The sequence below is a fragment of the Pseudoalteromonas sp. CNAT2-18.1 genome (assembly GCF_022347865.1).
Classification (GTDB): domain Bacteria; phylum Pseudomonadota; class Gammaproteobacteria; order Enterobacterales; family Alteromonadaceae; genus Pseudoalteromonas; species Pseudoalteromonas ruthenica.
This window is the reverse complement of sequence record NZ_JAKRFR010000006.1, coordinates 183,516-198,607: the sequence shown is the minus strand read 5'-3', so window position 1 is coordinate 198,607 and position 15,092 is coordinate 183,516. Positions and strand designations below refer to the sequence as shown.

The 15,092-nt window shown below is 48.0% G+C and carries 13 protein-coding genes; all 13 read left to right on the top strand.

Annotation, left to right across the window (positions count from 1 at the left end; translation table 11 throughout):
* The first annotated feature begins 20 nt into the window (after positions 1-20).
* The 13 genes from infB to MHM94_RS14535 all read left to right on the top strand — a co-directional run bounded on the left by infB (position 21) and on the right by MHM94_RS14535 (position 15,092).
* Positions 21-2,690 (top strand): translation initiation factor IF-2, encoded by a 2,670-nt coding sequence (gene infB / locus MHM94_RS14595; RefSeq protein WP_235419704.1) that lies wholly within the window; start codon positions 21-23, stop codon positions 2,688-2,690.
* A gap of 78 nt (positions 2,691-2,768) precedes the next feature.
* Positions 2,769-3,158 carry a 30S ribosome-binding factor RbfA gene (gene rbfA / locus MHM94_RS14590; RefSeq protein ID WP_022945696.1) on the top strand — a complete coding sequence of 130 codons (390 nt, stop codon included), beginning with the start codon at positions 2,769-2,771 and terminating at the stop codon, positions 3,156-3,158.
* A 5-nt stretch (positions 3,159-3,163) separates the two neighbouring features.
* Positions 3,164-4,099 carry a tRNA pseudouridine(55) synthase TruB gene (gene truB / locus MHM94_RS14585; RefSeq protein WP_235419703.1) on the top strand — a complete coding sequence of 312 codons (936 nt, stop codon included), beginning with the start codon at positions 3,164-3,166 and terminating at the stop codon, positions 4,097-4,099.
* Positions 4,100-4,227: 128 nt separating this feature from the next.
* Positions 4,228-4,497 (top strand): 30S ribosomal protein S15, encoded by a 270-nt coding sequence (gene rpsO, locus MHM94_RS14580; protein WP_026111212.1) that lies wholly within the window; start codon positions 4,228-4,230, stop codon positions 4,495-4,497.
* A 264-nt stretch (positions 4,498-4,761) separates the two neighbouring features.
* Positions 4,762-6,891, top strand: coding sequence for a polyribonucleotide nucleotidyltransferase (pnp, locus tag MHM94_RS14575; RefSeq protein WP_022945694.1), 2,130 nt, complete (start codon positions 4,762-4,764; stop codon positions 6,889-6,891).
* An 88-nt stretch (positions 6,892-6,979) separates the two neighbouring features.
* Positions 6,980-7,858: a lipoprotein NlpI gene (gene nlpI, locus MHM94_RS14570; protein ID WP_235419702.1), complete on the top strand. Its 879-nt coding sequence runs from the start codon at positions 6,980-6,982 to the stop codon at positions 7,856-7,858.
* Between the two features lies 1 nt (position 7,859).
* Positions 7,860-9,062 carry a hypothetical protein gene (locus MHM94_RS14565; RefSeq protein ID WP_235419701.1) on the top strand — a complete coding sequence of 401 codons (1,203 nt, stop codon included), beginning with the start codon at positions 7,860-7,862 and terminating at the stop codon, positions 9,060-9,062.
* Between the two features lie 234 nt (positions 9,063-9,296).
* Positions 9,297-12,089 (top strand): monovalent cation/H+ antiporter subunit A, encoded by a 2,793-nt coding sequence (locus tag MHM94_RS14560; RefSeq protein ID WP_235419700.1) that lies wholly within the window; start codon positions 9,297-9,299, stop codon positions 12,087-12,089.
* A complete protein-coding gene (locus MHM94_RS14555) occupies positions 12,089-12,427 on the top strand; it encodes a Na+/H+ antiporter subunit C (protein ID WP_022945690.1) in 339 nt (112 codons plus the stop codon). Before MHM94_RS14560 ends, MHM94_RS14555 begins: the two co-directional genes overlap by 1 nt.
* Entirely contained in the window at positions 12,428-13,954 is a 1,527-nt protein-coding gene (locus tag MHM94_RS14550) for a monovalent cation/H+ antiporter subunit D (protein ID WP_053910343.1), read from the top strand.
* Positions 13,955-14,491, top strand: a complete 537-nt coding sequence (locus tag MHM94_RS14545; RefSeq protein ID WP_022945688.1) for a Na+/H+ antiporter subunit E — start codon at positions 13,955-13,957, stop codon at positions 14,489-14,491.
* The gene (locus MHM94_RS14540; RefSeq protein ID WP_022945687.1) at positions 14,485-14,754 is read left to right on the top strand and encodes a K+/H+ antiporter subunit F; all 270 of its coding nucleotides are present in this window, start codon (positions 14,485-14,487) and stop codon (positions 14,752-14,754) included. The genes MHM94_RS14545 and MHM94_RS14540 overlap by 7 nt, the downstream gene beginning before the upstream one ends.
* Positions 14,755-14,762: 8 nt before the next feature.
* Entirely contained in the window at positions 14,763-15,092 is a 330-nt protein-coding gene (locus tag MHM94_RS14535) for a Na+/H+ antiporter subunit G (RefSeq protein WP_022945686.1), read from the top strand.

Here is a 15,092-nt window from a genome sequence, read left to right as displayed (position 1 = left end):
TAACGGAGGTAACAAAGAATATGGCAGAAGTAAGTGTAGCAAAACTGGCCGAGGACATTGGTACAACTGTTGATAAATTGCTCCAGCAATTAGACAGTGCCGGTATTAAAAAAGGCGCTGACGACCATGTCTCTGAGTCAGAAAAAGCACAACTACTCGATCACTTGTCGAAGCAACACGGCGGTGCGGGTTCAACTGGCCCCGAGCGCATGACCCTGCAGCGTAAGAAGAAAAGTACGCTCAGCGTGACAGGTTCAACGGGTAAGGCGAAAGCCGTACAAGTAGAAGTGCGCAAAAAGCGCACCTACGTGAAAAAGAGCGCGCTAGAGGAGCAGCAGGAGCAAGCTCGTTTAGAAGCAGAGGAGCAAGCGCGTAAAGAGGCCGAGGCACAGGCCAAAGAAGAAGCAGAGCGTAAGGCCAAAGAAGAAGCCGAACGCAAAGCAAAAGAAGAGGCTGAACGCAAAGCGAAACAAGAAGCAGAGCGTAAGGCTAAAGAAGAAGCGAAGCGTAAAGCTGAAGCACAGCGCAAAGACAGTCATGATTCTGCAAAGGACGAGGAGCAAACTCAGAAAGAACGTGAAGAAGCTGAGCGCTTACAGAAAGAAGCAGAAGAGGCAGCATTGAAGAAAGCCGAAGAAGAAGCGAAACGTCAAGCCGAAGAAGCCCGCCGTCTAGCGGAAGAAAACGAAGCGCGTTGGAAGAAAGAAGAAGAGGAACGTAAGCGCCGCGAGGAAACAGCGGACCATCACCTCACAACCTCGACCTATGCCCGTGAAGCAGAGGACGAATCAGACGCGCGCGAAGAGAAAAGTGCACGTCGTAAAAAGAAAAAGCCAAAGGGTAAAACCGAGGCTCCAGTTAAGCTTAAAGGCAAGAAAGGTAAGCTGAAAGCGCCTACGTCTTTACAGCATGGCTTTAAAAAGCCGGTAGCGGATAAAAAAGCTGAAGTACGCATTGGTGAAACCATCACCGTTGCTGAGTTAGCATCACGTATGGCGGTGAAAGGCGCTGAAGTGGTGAAAACCATGATGAAGATGGGTGACATGGTAACCATTAACCAAGTTATCGATCAGGAAACAGCACAACTGGTGGCCGAAGAAATGGGTCACAAAGTAGTGATCACCAAAGAAAACGAGCTTGAAGAGCGCGTATTGAGCGATCGCTCTGAAGGCGGTCAGGCTGAATCGCGTGCACCGGTTGTAACTGTAATGGGTCACGTTGACCACGGTAAAACCTCGACGCTTGACTACATCCGTAAAGCCAAAGTGGCATCGGGTGAGGCTGGCGGTATTACCCAGCACATTGGCGCTTACCACGTTGACACCGACAACGGCATGATCACCTTCTTAGATACACCAGGGCACGCGGCCTTTACTTCAATGCGTGCACGGGGTGCAAAAGCAACGGATATCGTTATCCTTGTTGTTGCTGCCGACGATGGTGTAATGCCGCAAACCAAAGAAGCAGTACAGCACGCTAAAGCAGCAGAAGTACCGTTGATTGTTGCGGTGAACAAAATCGATAAAGAAGGCGCGGACCCAGATCGCGTTAAGAATGAACTGGCAGCGTTAGATGTTATCCCAGAAGAATGGGGCGGAGAAACGCAGTTCGTTCATATCTCAGCGAAAACGGGTGAAGGTGTTGATGAGCTTCTTGAAGCTGTCTTGATGCAGTCAGAAATCCTTGAACTAACCGCTATTCCTGAAGGCATGGCCTCGGGTGTGGTGATTGAATCACGTCTAGATAAAGGCCGTGGTCCAGTGGCAACTGTCCTTGTTCAAGAAGGTATGCTTAAGCAAGGCGATATCGTTCTTTGTGGTCTTGAATATGGCCGTGTTCGTGCAATGCGCGATGAGAATGGTAAAGAAATCAAAGAAGCGGGCCCGTCAATTCCAGTCGAGATTTTAGGTCTCTCTGGTGTGCCTGCAGCTGGTGACGAAGCCACTGTGGTACGCGATGAGCGTAAAGCGCGTGAAGTAGCGCTTTATCGTCAAGGCAAATTCCGCGAAGTGAAGCTTGCTCGTCAGCAAAAAGCGAAACTGGAAAACATGTTTAGCAATATGTCTGAAGGTGACGTGAGCGAAGTGAACATTGTCCTTAAGGCCGACGTTCAAGGTTCTATCGAAGCTATTGCCGATTCACTGACTAAGCTTTCTACTGAAGAAGTTAAAGTGAAAATCGTGGGTAGCGGTGTTGGTGGTATCACCGAGACTGATGCATCACTTGCCGCCGCATCAAATGCGATTGTCGTTGGCTTTAACGTTCGTGCTGACGCTTCTGCACGTAAAGTGATTGAAAGCGAAAGCATTGACCTGCGTTACTACAGCGTTATCTATGACCTGATTGAGGAAGTGAAGCAAGCCATGACCGGTATGCTACAGCCTGAATTCAAACAGGAAATCATTGGCCTTGCCGAAGTACGTGATGTATTTAAGGCACCGAAGATTGGCTCTGTCGCTGGGTGTATGGTAACCGAAGGTGTGGTTAAACGTTCTAACCCAATTCGCGTTCTTCGTGATAACGTCGTTATCTATGAAGGTGAGCTTGAGTCGCTACGTCGATTCAGAGATGACGTTCAAGAAGTTCGTAACGGTATGGAATGTGGTATCGGCGTTAAGAACTATAATGACGTTAAGGTCGGTGACCAAATTGAGGTATTCGAAGTCGTTGAAGTACAACGCTCGCTGTAAACCTCACAGTTAGTCATAAAAAGTATGGGGGCCTTGTGCCCCCATTTGTGCATTGTGTAATCAATAGAAGTGGTGGAAATGAGAGAATTTTCTCGCACAGAGCGCGTAGCGCAGCAAATCCAAAAAGAAATCGCGGTGATCATCCAGCGCGAAGTGAAAGACCCGCGTTTAGGCATGGTGACCGTGTCTGCGGTGGAAGTATCCCGTGATTTGTCCTACGCCAAAATTTTTGTCACCGTCTTTAACCAAGATGACGACACCAAAGCAAAACAAAGCATGCGTATTTTGAATGATGCCAGCGGCTACATTCGCTCCTTATTAGGCAAGCGTATTCGTGCTCGCATTATCCCTGAATTGCGTTTCGTGATTGATAACTCGCTGCTCGAGGGGATGCGTATTTCTAACTTGGTCGACACCGTAATGCGTGAAGATCAGGATAAGCGCAACAACAGCGACGAAGAAGAGTAAGCGCGATGGCCAGACGGACAAAAGGCCGCCCGGTCGATGGCGTACTATTGGTTAATAAGCCGCAAGGGATCTCCAGTAACCGTGCGTTACAACAAGCGAAAGGTATTTTCTTTGCGCAAAAGGCGGGCCACACCGGCGCGTTAGACCCTCTTGCTACGGGGATGTTACCGGTGTGCTTCGGTGAAGCGACCAAGTTTTCACAGTTTTTACTCGACACTGACAAAACCTATGTGGTTCGGGCTAAACTAGGCGAGCGCACGACCACCTCTGACGCCGATGGTGAAATTGTGCAAACCCGATCAGTGGATGTCTGTGAAGCGGATTTACGTGAACAGGTTGCCAGCTTTATTGGGGAGTCGGATCAGTATCCGTCGATGTACTCGGCACTGAAATACCAAGGCCAACCACTGTATAAATATGCCCGTGAAGGCATTGAAGTACCGCGTAAATGCCGCCGTATTCATGTCTACAGTTTGACCTTAGATGAGTTCGACAGCGAGCGCAACGAGATACAAATGACCGCGCACGTATCCAAAGGCACTTATATACGTACGATTGTTGATGACTTAGGTGAGCTGCTGGGATGTGGTGCCCATGTGATTATGCTTCACCGTTCTAAAGTAGGTCACTATCCGGCAGAAAAAATGGTGACGTTAGAGACGTTGCAGCAGCTACTCGATGAGGCCAAAGCCAAAGACATCGCCCCAGCAGAGGTACTCGACCCCTTGCTGTTGCCGATGGATACTGCGGTGCAAGATTTACCAAGCATTGAGCTTGACGAACAACAAGCCACTGCCTTTGCCCACGGGCAAACTGTGGTTGTCGGCGAGCAGGTTGCGCCGGTATGTGCGGTGCGCTGCAAAACACGCTTTCTAGGCGTTGGTGAGCGTAACCAACACGGCCACTTAAAGGCCAAACGTGCTGTGGCAATTACCAGCTAGGAAAGTGGCGCACCCTATAAAGCGCTTGTAGTTCTCGCGTAAATTGTTAAAATAGCGCGCTCATTTGGTGGGGCTGGATTAGTGATCGGCTCTTACCGTATTAAAACACTCATTTTTTGGAGTTATTTATGTCACTAAGCAACCAAGAAAAAGCAGATATCATCGCAAAATTCGCACGCGCTGAAGGCGACACAGGTTCACCTGAAGTACAAGTAGCTTTGCTAACTCACGATATCAACAAGCTTCAAGGTCACTTTGCTAACCACAAGCAAGACAACCACTCACGTCGTGGTCTGCTTCGCAAAGTAAGCCAACGCCGTAACTTGCTTAACTACCTAAAAGGTAAAAGCATCGAGCGTTACACTGCACTAATTCAAGAACTTGGCCTACGTCGCTAATTCTTTGAAATCAGTTTACAAAAAGGGGCTATCTAGCCCCTTTTTTTGTGTGCTTTTGGCGAGTATACTAGGCCCTGTCTAAGTCGGTAGGGCAATGTATGGCCGTCGGCTAAGATGGCACCATATTGCCAATTGTAGTAAATAAAGGCATTCCAGCGTGAGTGTGGTTATTTACTGTAATTGGTAAGGTGCTTGAGAAAACCAAACTTTAGTCTGCTTAGTACGATTAAGTAGGGCTAAATGCAACTTAAAGGAAATAATTAAGTGCAACCAATTATTAAAGAATTTCAATACGGTGAACACACTGTAACGCTAGAAACGGGTGCGATTGCACGTCAAGCAGACGGTGCCGTACTTGCTAGCATTGGCGATACCTCGGTACTCGTGACTGTGGTTGGTAAGCGTGAAGCAAACCCAGGTCAAGACTTCTTTCCTCTGACTGTTAACTACATTGAAAAAATGTACGCAGCGGGTCGTATCCCTGGTGGTTTCTTGAAGCGTGAAGGTCGTCCATCAGACGGCGAGACACTGATCGCGCGCTTGATTGACCGTCCAATCCGTCCACTGTTCCCTGATGGCTTCGTAAACGAAGTGCAAGTTATCGCAACCGTTGTTTCAGTAGACCCTGAAATTCAACCAGATATCGTAGCGCTGATTGGTACTTCAGCGGCGCTTGCGCTTTCGGGTATTCCATTCAATGGTCCAATCGGTGCGTCTCGTGTAGGCTTTATCGACGGTCAATATGTCCTTAACCCAACACTTACTGAGCTAAACGAAAGTAAGCTAGATCTTGTTGTTGCTGGTACTGACAACGCGGTTCTGATGGTTGAGTCGGAAGCTGAAACATTGCCAGAAGACGTGATGCTAGGCGCCGTTGTTTACGGTCATGAGCAGTCACAAGCCATTATTACTGCAATTAACGAATTTGCTAGCGAAGCAGGCAAGCCTGTATGGGATTGGACCGCACCAGCGAAAGACGAGTCGCTAGCGGAAAAAGTGGCTGCCATCGCGGAAGCGAAAATCGGTGAAGCGTATCACATCACTGACAAGGTAGCGCGTAAAGATGCGCTAAGCGCAGCGAAAGCACAAGTAATCGAGAAGCTAAGCGCTGAGCTGGGTGAAGACGAAAGCTTAGATGAGCAAGAAGTATCGGGTGTATTCGGTTCACTTGAGAAGAAAATCGTACGTGGGCGCATCATTGCCGGTGAAAAACGTATTGATGGCCGTACTCCTGAGATGATCCGTGCCCTAGATGTTAAAACCGGTGTGCTTGCACGTACGCACGGTAGTGCTATCTTCACCCGTGGTGAAACTCAGGCACTTGTTACCGCAACGCTGGGTACAGAACGTGACGCACAGATGATTGATGCCATTACGGGTACCTCAACTAACCGCTTCATGTTGCACTACAACTTCCCTCCATTCTGTGTTGGCGAAACAGGCTTTGTAGGCTCACCTAAGCGTCGTGAAATTGGTCATGGTAACCTTGCTAAGCGTGGTATTGCGGCTGTTCTTCCTACGCTTGAAGAATTCCCTTACTCAATCCGTGTGGTATCAGAAATCACTGAATCGAACGGTTCATCTTCAATGGCCTCGGTATGTGGTACTTCGCTGGCGCTGATGAATGCCGGTGTACCAACTAAGGCATCTGTAGCGGGTATTGCTATGGGTCTTGTTAAAGAAGGCGACAACTTTGTTGTTCTTTCTGACATCTTAGGTGACGAAGACCACTTAGGCGACATGGACTTTAAAGTAGCCGGTACTTCTGAAGGTATCACTGCGCTGCAAATGGATATCAAGATTGAAGGTATCACTAAAGAAATTATGCAAATTGCGCTTAACCAAGCACAAGCTGCCCGTTTGCATATTCTTGGCGTGATGGATGAAGCCATCTCTTCACCAGCGGCTGAGCTTTCAGATTACGCACCACGCATTTACACGGTGAACATTCCACCGAAGAAAATTGCTGACGTAATTGGTAAAGGCGGTGCGACAATCCGTGCGTTAACTGAAGAAACTGGCACTACTATCGAAATCGATGATGACGGTACGGTTAAGATCGCTGCCACCGATGGCGAAAGCGCACGCGCTGCAATCGCTCGCGTAGAGCAGTTAACTGCAGAACTTGAGGTAGGTACAATCTACGAAGGTAAAGTAGTTCGTATCGTAGACTTCGGTGCGTTTGTTAATGTATTGCCAGGCAAAGATGGTTTAGTACACATTTCACAAATCAGCGAAGAGCGTGTGAATAACGTGACTGATCACCTTAGCGTTGGTCAAGAAGTTAAAGTTAAGGTACTAGAAGTAGACCGCCAAGGCCGCGTTCGCTTGAGTATCAAAGAAGCGCAAGAAAAACCAGCTGCAAACGCAGAAGAGTCAAAAAGCGCTGAATAAGCATTAATCTGATGTAAAAGGGGGCTGTTTAGCCCCCTTTTTTGTGGTTTAATGAAAATCTATAGCCGTTGAATATAGGTGCAGGACGTTGAGAAGACCCATTTCGCTCATTATTGCAGGCGCACTAGCCGCTGTGTTGGCTGGTTGCCAATCCACTTCCCAAGAGCCTCAGTATTTAGTTGCAGTGCCATTTACAGCGCCTCTGCCCAGTGATTTTCGCAGCGAAATTGCCATAGCTCGTTATACCGAGCTCATTGAGCAAGCTGAACTTCCTAATGAGCAACAAGCGCAGCTTTATTATGACCGAGGCGTACTGTTTGATAGCTTAGGGCTTAGTACCTTGGCGCGCATTGACTTTAACCGCGCGGTAAAACTTAAGCCTGATTTAGCCGAGGTCTATAACTTTTTAGGCATTCATCACACCCTAATGCAGCAATACGGCAAAGCTTACGAAATGTTCGACTCGGTGTTGGAGCTTAACGCTGAGCATGAATATGCATACTTAAACCGAGGCATCGCCCTTTATTATGGGGAGCGCCCTAAACTGGCCAGTGACGACTTACAAGCCTTTTTAGATTTTGCACCAGACGATCCCTACCGTGTGCTGTGGCTTTATTTAGCGCAAAGTGCGAACGACGCTCAACAAGCAAAAGCCAATTTAGCTAAGATGGCGCAGGCGTTAGACCCACAGAATTGGGCCTATCAGTTGGTCGCTTATTACAATGGCGATATTGATGAAAAGGCTTTGTTAAACACCTTGAGCGAGGGCGTTGAATCGCACCAGGAGTATGCTGAGCGATTGTGTGAGGCGTATTTCTATATCGCCAAGCGTCACCAAGCTGAAGGCAATACGGCCTTGGCCAGTGACTACTTTAAATTGGCGTTATCGACTAATGTGTACGAGTTTGTTGAATATAAGTACGCCCGTTTGGAGCTGAGCTTAATGGCAGGCGAGGGTGCGCACTAGTGTGATTATACTGCTGGCATTACTACTTTGTGCCAGCAGCAGTTTCTCCCCTCATTTAGCTTCCCATCTAGCGGCAAACTCTGCCAGTTACCTTGGTTATTGGCATCGCTATCAGCCACACAGTATCGACTATCAATCACTTAATCAGGCACAGCTGCGAGTGTTGGCAGGGCAGAGTGTGGCGCCAGCGCAACTGGCCCTAGCCGTCAAGCTACTCAATGACCACCGTATAGAGGATGCCACGCCGTATTGGCAGGCAGCGTTATCACGTCAAAACGACACCCAAGCTGTGCAGTGGCAGCAACTTACCAAGCAGCTACTTCTTAATGAGCAATGGCACTCGCTCACGACCATCTCACAACATCGTGCGCTCAGTGATGAGGTTGCTCAACCTCTACTGATGCACCAAGGTGTGTCGCCAAGTCGAATTACCACTGACTATGCGCAGCATCATGATTTTGAAGTGCGCTTAGGAGCAATTGAGGCACGCCAATGTGATTACAATATTTTATTATTGGCAGATCACGCGCAAGGCATCGAGAGGTTAAAACAATTGCGTGAACGATACCTTGCAAAAGCAGAGCCACAACCGGGACTGATGTGTTTATCTAAGCCTGTTTATATGGGTAGTCAGCTTGCTTGCACGTCGAGTAGGGGGGAGTATGCGCGCTGCAATTGGCAGTCCTTGGCAGAGCAGCCATCACGACTGCCCCCGGGGTTTGATTTCATTGTTATGATGACCAAGCAGGGGCGCGCCAATGTCCAAGCAGGAGTCATGCAATTAAGCACAGAGGCACCTTATCATGTGTTTTTACACGAACTCATGCACTTTGCCGGGTTCACGGACGAATATCCGGGGCCTAAAGCACAACAACACGCATGCACAGACAAAGGGCAAATCTATGCTAACCTTTATGTCGATGATACAAGGCCTTCTGGTTGGTATAAAAGCGATTTTTGCAACAATGGGCGTGGCTATAAACCCACTGAGCAAATCAGCATTATGCAACACTCAGAGGTTGGCTTATCGCCTTTGTATCGTCGCCTTTGGGTAAAACAATTGCGCCAACACAGCGATGAATTACTGCGCTATCAAGATTACTTTCATCGCCTAAGTGCGCTACCAATCTGGCTACAACGCCACCCACTTGCCACACATGGAGCAGGTGAAGGCCGTACAACTATTAACCAAGCTAACAACTAGATTTGTAAGCAAGGTTAGTGAGGTGTTAATCTCAGCCCAAGTTTTAGGCGAATAGCCGCATCTAGGCTAGACAAAGAGTGAGCACAACAGTATAACTGACTAATTATTAATGTTTAATTGGCGCTATACTAACCCTAGTTGAGGAACTTAGCACACGGAAGCATACCCGATGCTGGAGTTGATTATAAGAAGGTTGTTTGAAGGTTCAGCGACCATAATAAAGGTTCACAAACTATGACTTTGCTGTGGATACCCCTGTTATCCCTTATAGGCAGTTTACTTGCGAGTTTTACTGGTAAATTATCGCGCAATCAAAGTGCGATTATCACCGCAATAATGCCCATTTTAGGCTTAGCCCTAGTACTGAGTTTAGCCCCCGATGTGTTGGCGGGTGAAACCCTCTATTCCAGCCTACCCTGGATACCTGAATTAGGCGTGAACTTGTCTTTCCGTCTGGACGGGTTAGCCCTGCTATTTTGCTTGCTGATCCTGTGTATCGGTTTGCTGGTTATTCTTTATGCTCGCTATTACCTTAGTGAGAATGACTCCATGCCTAAGCTTTATGCCTACTTAATGCTGTTTATGACAGCCATGCTAGGTATCGTCACGGCGAATAATATTATTCAAATGTGGTTCTTCTGGGAGCTCACCAGTATTAGCTCATTTTTATTGATCAGCTACTGGTCCCATAAACCTGAAGCACGTAAAGGCGCACGTATGGCATTGGCTATTACCGGCGCTGGCGGTTTGGCCCTGTTGGCGGGCTTAGTGCTCATTGGCCAGTTAGTGGGCAGCTACGAGCTTGACGTTATTCTACAAAGTGCCGAGGTGATCAAGTCATCGTCTTGGTATCCGGTTATTTTGGTGTTGGTGTTGCTAGGGGCGTTTACCAAATCTGCGCAGTTTCCCTTTCACTTTTGGTTGCCGCACGCGATGGCTGCACCTACGCCAGTCAGCGCCTACTTACATTCGGCAACGATGGTTAAAGCCGGAATTTTCCTGTTAGCCCGCTTTTATCCCGCACTGGCAGGCACCGAGCTATGGTTCATTATTGTTGGCGTAACCGGCCTGACAACCTTGTTAGTCGGTGCTTACATTGCTTTATTCAAACATGACTTAAAGGGCTTGTTGGCATACTCGACCATCAGTCATTTGGGTCTTATTACCTTGCTCCTGGGCCTGGATACGCAGCTGGCAACAGTTGCGGCGATTTTCCACATTATTAATCACGCTATTTTTAAAGCATCACTGTTTATGGCCACCGGGATTATCGATCATGAAACCGGCACCCGAGATATGCGTAAACTAAACGGTATGTGGCGCTATATGCCCTATACTGCGACCTTAGCGATGGTGGCGGCGGCGTCCATGGCTGGTGTGCCGCTTTTGAATGGCTTCTTATCAAAAGAGATGTTCTTTGCTGAGACCTTACACCAGCAAATGTTGGGGTCTATGTCATGGTTAATTCCAGTGTTGGCGACGGTAGCCGGGGCGTTGTCAGTGGCTTATTCGGCGCGTTTTATTCACGATGTATTTTTCAATGGTGAGCCCAAAGACCTACCTAAGGATCCTCACGAAGCGCCGCGTTATATGCGTGTGCCCATTGAAGTGTTGGTTGCGATGTGTGTGCTCGTCGGTTTGTTCCCAGCCTTTGTGGTGGACCCTATTTTATCGGTCGCTTCCAATGCAGTTTTAGCCGGTGATGCACCGGATTACAAACTGGCTATTTGGCACGGTTTTAACCTACCGCTATTTATGAGTGCGGTGGCAGTAGCCGGTGGTTTGTTTATCTATTCTCAACGCAAATATTTATTCCAGTTCCAAGCTTCGCTACCCAGTGTTAATGCAAAAAGGGCATTCGACGCCGGTATCCAACAGGTGATGACGTGGTCACGTGAGCAAGTTCTGCGTATAGAGAATGGCTCTTTGCAGCGCTATATCTTTATTTTATTGCTCTCGGCACTGGTTCTTGCCGGTCTGCCATTATTTGAAATGCATACGCTGGCTGGGTCTAAAGGTCTGAGCGATATTGATGCTCATAATGCCATTGGCGCGGCCTTGCTCATGATTGGCGCGCTTGCCACCTTGGTATGGCATCGCTCGCGCATGGTGGCCCTCATCATGATTTCGGTGGTGGGGTTGATGACATCAGTGGCCTTCAGTCGTTTCTCTGCGCCTGACTTGGCGCTCACTCAGCTTACTGTGGAAGTAGTCACGGTGATGCTATTGATGTTGGCACTGTTTTTCTTACCGCAACGTACGCCAAAGGAATCAAGCTCAATTCGAATCTTGCGAGATTTAGGGATCAGTAGTGCCATTGGTATCGTTATCGGTAGTATTTGTTATGCGGTGCTCACACGCCCCCATGAGAGCATCTCGCAATTCTTTGTTGCCAATGCCAAAACCGGTGGCGGCGGTACCAACGTTGTAAACGTTATTCTCGTAGACTTCCGAGGCTTTGATACTCTTGGTGAAATTACTGTACTGGGTATCGCAGCGCTGGGTATCTACAAGTTATTACTTAATCTGCCACTGTTTATGCCAGCATCAGACAGTGAAGGGCGTCCTTGGGCTCGCGAACGTCACCCGCTGTTGCTGGCGAGTATCTCGCAAAGTTTGCTGCCGCTGGCCATTATGGTGTCCGTGTATATTTTCTTGCGTGGTCACAACTTACCGGGTGGTGGCTTCATCGCTGGCTTGGTCACATCTATCGCCTTTATCTTGCAGTACATGGCCAATGGTTCGAACTGGATACGTGCGCGCATGGATATCAATTACCGCAAGGTGATAGCCTCAGGGTTAGCCATTGCCACACTGACAGGCATGGGAAGCTGGCTGTTTGGGCGTAACTTCTTAACCAGCTGGTTTGATTATTTTGATATTCCGTTGGTGGGCAAAACAGAGCTTGCCAGCGCAATGATTTTCGACTTAGGGGTCTATCTCACTGTGGTAGGTGCCACGTTGATGATTTTGGCAAGCCTAGGTAAATTGACAGCAGAAACACCGAAAGAAAAGGTCAACCTCTAATGGAACTCTTATATGCAAGCTGTGTAGGTCTATTAGTGGCCTGCGGAGTGTATCTTATTTTACGAGCGCGCACTTTCCCAGTGGTGCTCGGGCTTACCATGCTCTCTTACGCGGTGAACCTATTTTTGTTCTCCTCAGGGCGTTTACAAATCAATAAGGCGCCGGTGTTGGGTCAGTCTGCAGGGTATGCCGATCCGCTTCCCCAAGCGTTAGTATTGACCGCCATAGTGATTGGTTTTGCGATGACCGCGTTTGTGGTGATCTTGGCTATTCGTGGCCGCGCGGATTTAGGTAATGACCACGTGGATGGTCAACCACGCTCGAAAAAGGGGTCATAGTTGATGCAGCATTTGATCACTTTACCTATCCTACTGCCTTTACTTGCGGGGATCATTTTACTGCTCCCGCCTTGTGGTAAAAACCTCATTATTCGCCGCTGGACAGCGATGTTTATGGCACTGCTTACGTTAATAGCGAGCACGGTGTTATTGCAGCAACTGCTGCAAGGCGGACCGATTGTGTATGCTATTGGTACTTGGCAGCCACCCTTTGGTATCGTTTTATACGCCGATCCGTTGGCGGTGCTACTGACTATTCTAACAAGCTTCCTAACCTTGGTTACCACCATTTACGCCAGTCGCGGTGATGACAAAAAAGGCAGCTTCTATCATCCCCTTACACACTTCTTGCTTATGGGTGTGAATGGTGCCTTCTTAACCGGGGATTTATTTAACCTGTTCGTCTTTTTTGAAGTGCTACTGATTGCTTCCTATGCATTGCTAATGCATAAAACGGATAAACAGACCACCAAAGCCGCGCTTCACTACGTGGTGCTTAACTTAGTGGGCTCGAGTATCTTCCTCATTGCCTTAGGGATTCTTTATGGGGTACTCGGTACGCTGAATATGGCGGACTTAGCCACTAAAGTAGCTCAGCTACAGGGCGATGATATTTACTTGGCTAAAATAGGTGGTTTGTTGCTGCTTATCGTCTTCGCTTTAAAGGCCGCCTTATTGCCATTACATTTGTGGTTAGCGGCAACTTATAGCCGTGCAATGCCTGCGGTAGCAGCGCAATTTGCGGTTATGACCAAGGTTGGTATTTACGCCATGATGCGCGTGTTTACTATGATCTTCGGTGATAATGCCGGCGAGCTCAGCGGTATGGCCACCACTTGGTTATGGCCTCTGGCACTGGTCACCTTAGTGGTTGGGGCTGTTGGTGTTTTAGCTTCGGAAGATTTACGTCGGCTAACGGCAAATTTAGTCATTGTTTCGGTGGGCACCTTAGTGGCTATGGTGGCTCTGAATAATGAGCAGGCCACGGCTGTGGCAATCTATTACTTACTGCACTCAACAGTAGGCTGTGCGGCAATGTTCTTAGTCGCGGACTTGATTGGCTTACAGCGTGGTAAAGTGCAAGATAGGCTGGTGAATAGCCGCAGTGTTGCCGAGCCTAAGCTACTCGGTATCTGCTTTGTGCTGTGCGCCATTGCCTTGGCCGGTTTGCCACCACTTTCTGGCTTTATCGCTAAATTATGGTTACTGGATGCGGCTTGGGAAAGCAACGTTGCCTGGGTGTTCTGGCCCATATACCTGATTGTCAGTTTGGCAACCCTTGTGGCTTTGTCGCGAGCTGGAACGAGCCTATTTTGGCATGACAACCCACAGCAAGATGAACAATTTGAAGATGCCGTATACGCTGGCAAACGCCGAAGCTTCGCGGTGCTATTGATGCTTGCAGTGCCAGTATTAATGACAGTGTTCGCTGCACCACTGACCGAAGTGAGCCAGCATGCAGCAGCGACACTGCATAATACTCAAGTCGCGGTTGATACTGTTTTTGCGTTGGCTAAGGGGCAATAAATGCGTTTACAAGCAAAATATAAGTGGTTACCCACCCCGTTTCGCACCATATTATTGTTTGCGGTTTGGCTGTTGCTTAACAACAGCGTATCGCCGGGCCATTTAATTTTAGGGGCGGTACTGGCTATTGTTATTCCGCTGTCTATAGCGCCATTTCGCAAGCCTCAGCCGTTAATATTGCGCCCCGGCTTGGCATTTAAACAGCTGCTTATCGTGCTGTGGGACATTATCACTGCGAATGTTGAAGTAGCGATAAAAATACTGGGGCCAAGCAAACGTTTGCGTCCTGGGTTTATTAAAGTACCGTTAGATTTGAAACATGATTTACCTATCACCATGCTTGCGAGCACTGTGTCGTTAACTCCCGGCACGGTCAGCGCTGAGGTGTATCCGATTCCAGAGTCTCTGCCACAAGGACAAGAGCCTGAACAACGCTTCTTGCTGATCCATGTGCTTGATATGGGAGACGAACAGGAGCTGATTAACTCCATTAAAAGCCGTTACGAAGCGCCGTTGAAGGAGATTTTTCAATGTTAGAACATGTTTTACTTATCGTATTTGCGATGATTGGCGTGTCACTGGTGCTCAATTTGTGGCGCTTAATTGTCGGCCCTTCTATCCCTGATCGTATCTTGGCACTCGATACCATGTACATTAATACCATCGCGTTGATTATTTTGTATGGTATCGGTATGCAAACACAGATTTACTTTGAAGCTGCGCTGCTTATTGCCATGCTTGGTTTTGTCAGCACTGTCGCAGTATGTAAATATTTACTACGTGGCGATATCATTGAGTAGGAGAGGGTATGTTTGAGTGGATAATTGCCGCGTTCTTACTTGCAGGCGGCGCGTTTATTTTAATTGGTTCTATTGGTCTGGTAAAAATGCCGGATTTCTTTATGCGTTTACATGGCCCAACGAAGGCCACCACCTTAGGGATGGCATCGCTACTTATTGCCGCCAATGTTTACTTTAGTGTTACCAACGGTGAAGTAAACATCAAAGAGATTCTTATTTCTATATTTTTGCTGATCACCGCTCCCATCACAGGTTATATGCTTATCAAATCGGCTATTCACCACGATTTAAAAGCGCGAGAAGATACCAAAGGGTTGGATAAAATAGAAGACGACTAA

Coding starts and splice junctions, on each gene's coding strand:
- infB (WP_235419704.1), top strand. CDS start 21: ATGGCAGAAGTAAGTGTAGCAAAACTGGCCGAGGACATTGGTACAACT.
- rbfA (WP_022945696.1), top strand. CDS start 2,769: ATGAGAGAATTTTCTCGCACAGAGCGCGTAGCGCAGCAAATCCAAAAA.
- truB (WP_235419703.1), top strand. CDS start 3,164: ATGGCCAGACGGACAAAAGGCCGCCCGGTCGATGGCGTACTATTGGTT.
- rpsO (WP_026111212.1), top strand. CDS start 4,228: ATGTCACTAAGCAACCAAGAAAAAGCAGATATCATCGCAAAATTCGCA.
- MHM94_RS14560 (WP_235419700.1), top strand. CDS start 9,297: ATGACTTTGCTGTGGATACCCCTGTTATCCCTTATAGGCAGTTTACTT.
- MHM94_RS14555 (WP_022945690.1), top strand. CDS start 12,089: ATGGAACTCTTATATGCAAGCTGTGTAGGTCTATTAGTGGCCTGCGGA.
- MHM94_RS14545 (WP_022945688.1), top strand. CDS start 13,955: ATGCGTTTACAAGCAAAATATAAGTGGTTACCCACCCCGTTTCGCACC.
- MHM94_RS14540 (WP_022945687.1), top strand. CDS start 14,485: ATGTTAGAACATGTTTTACTTATCGTATTTGCGATGATTGGCGTGTCA.
- MHM94_RS14535 (WP_022945686.1), top strand. CDS start 14,763: ATGTTTGAGTGGATAATTGCCGCGTTCTTACTTGCAGGCGGCGCGTTT.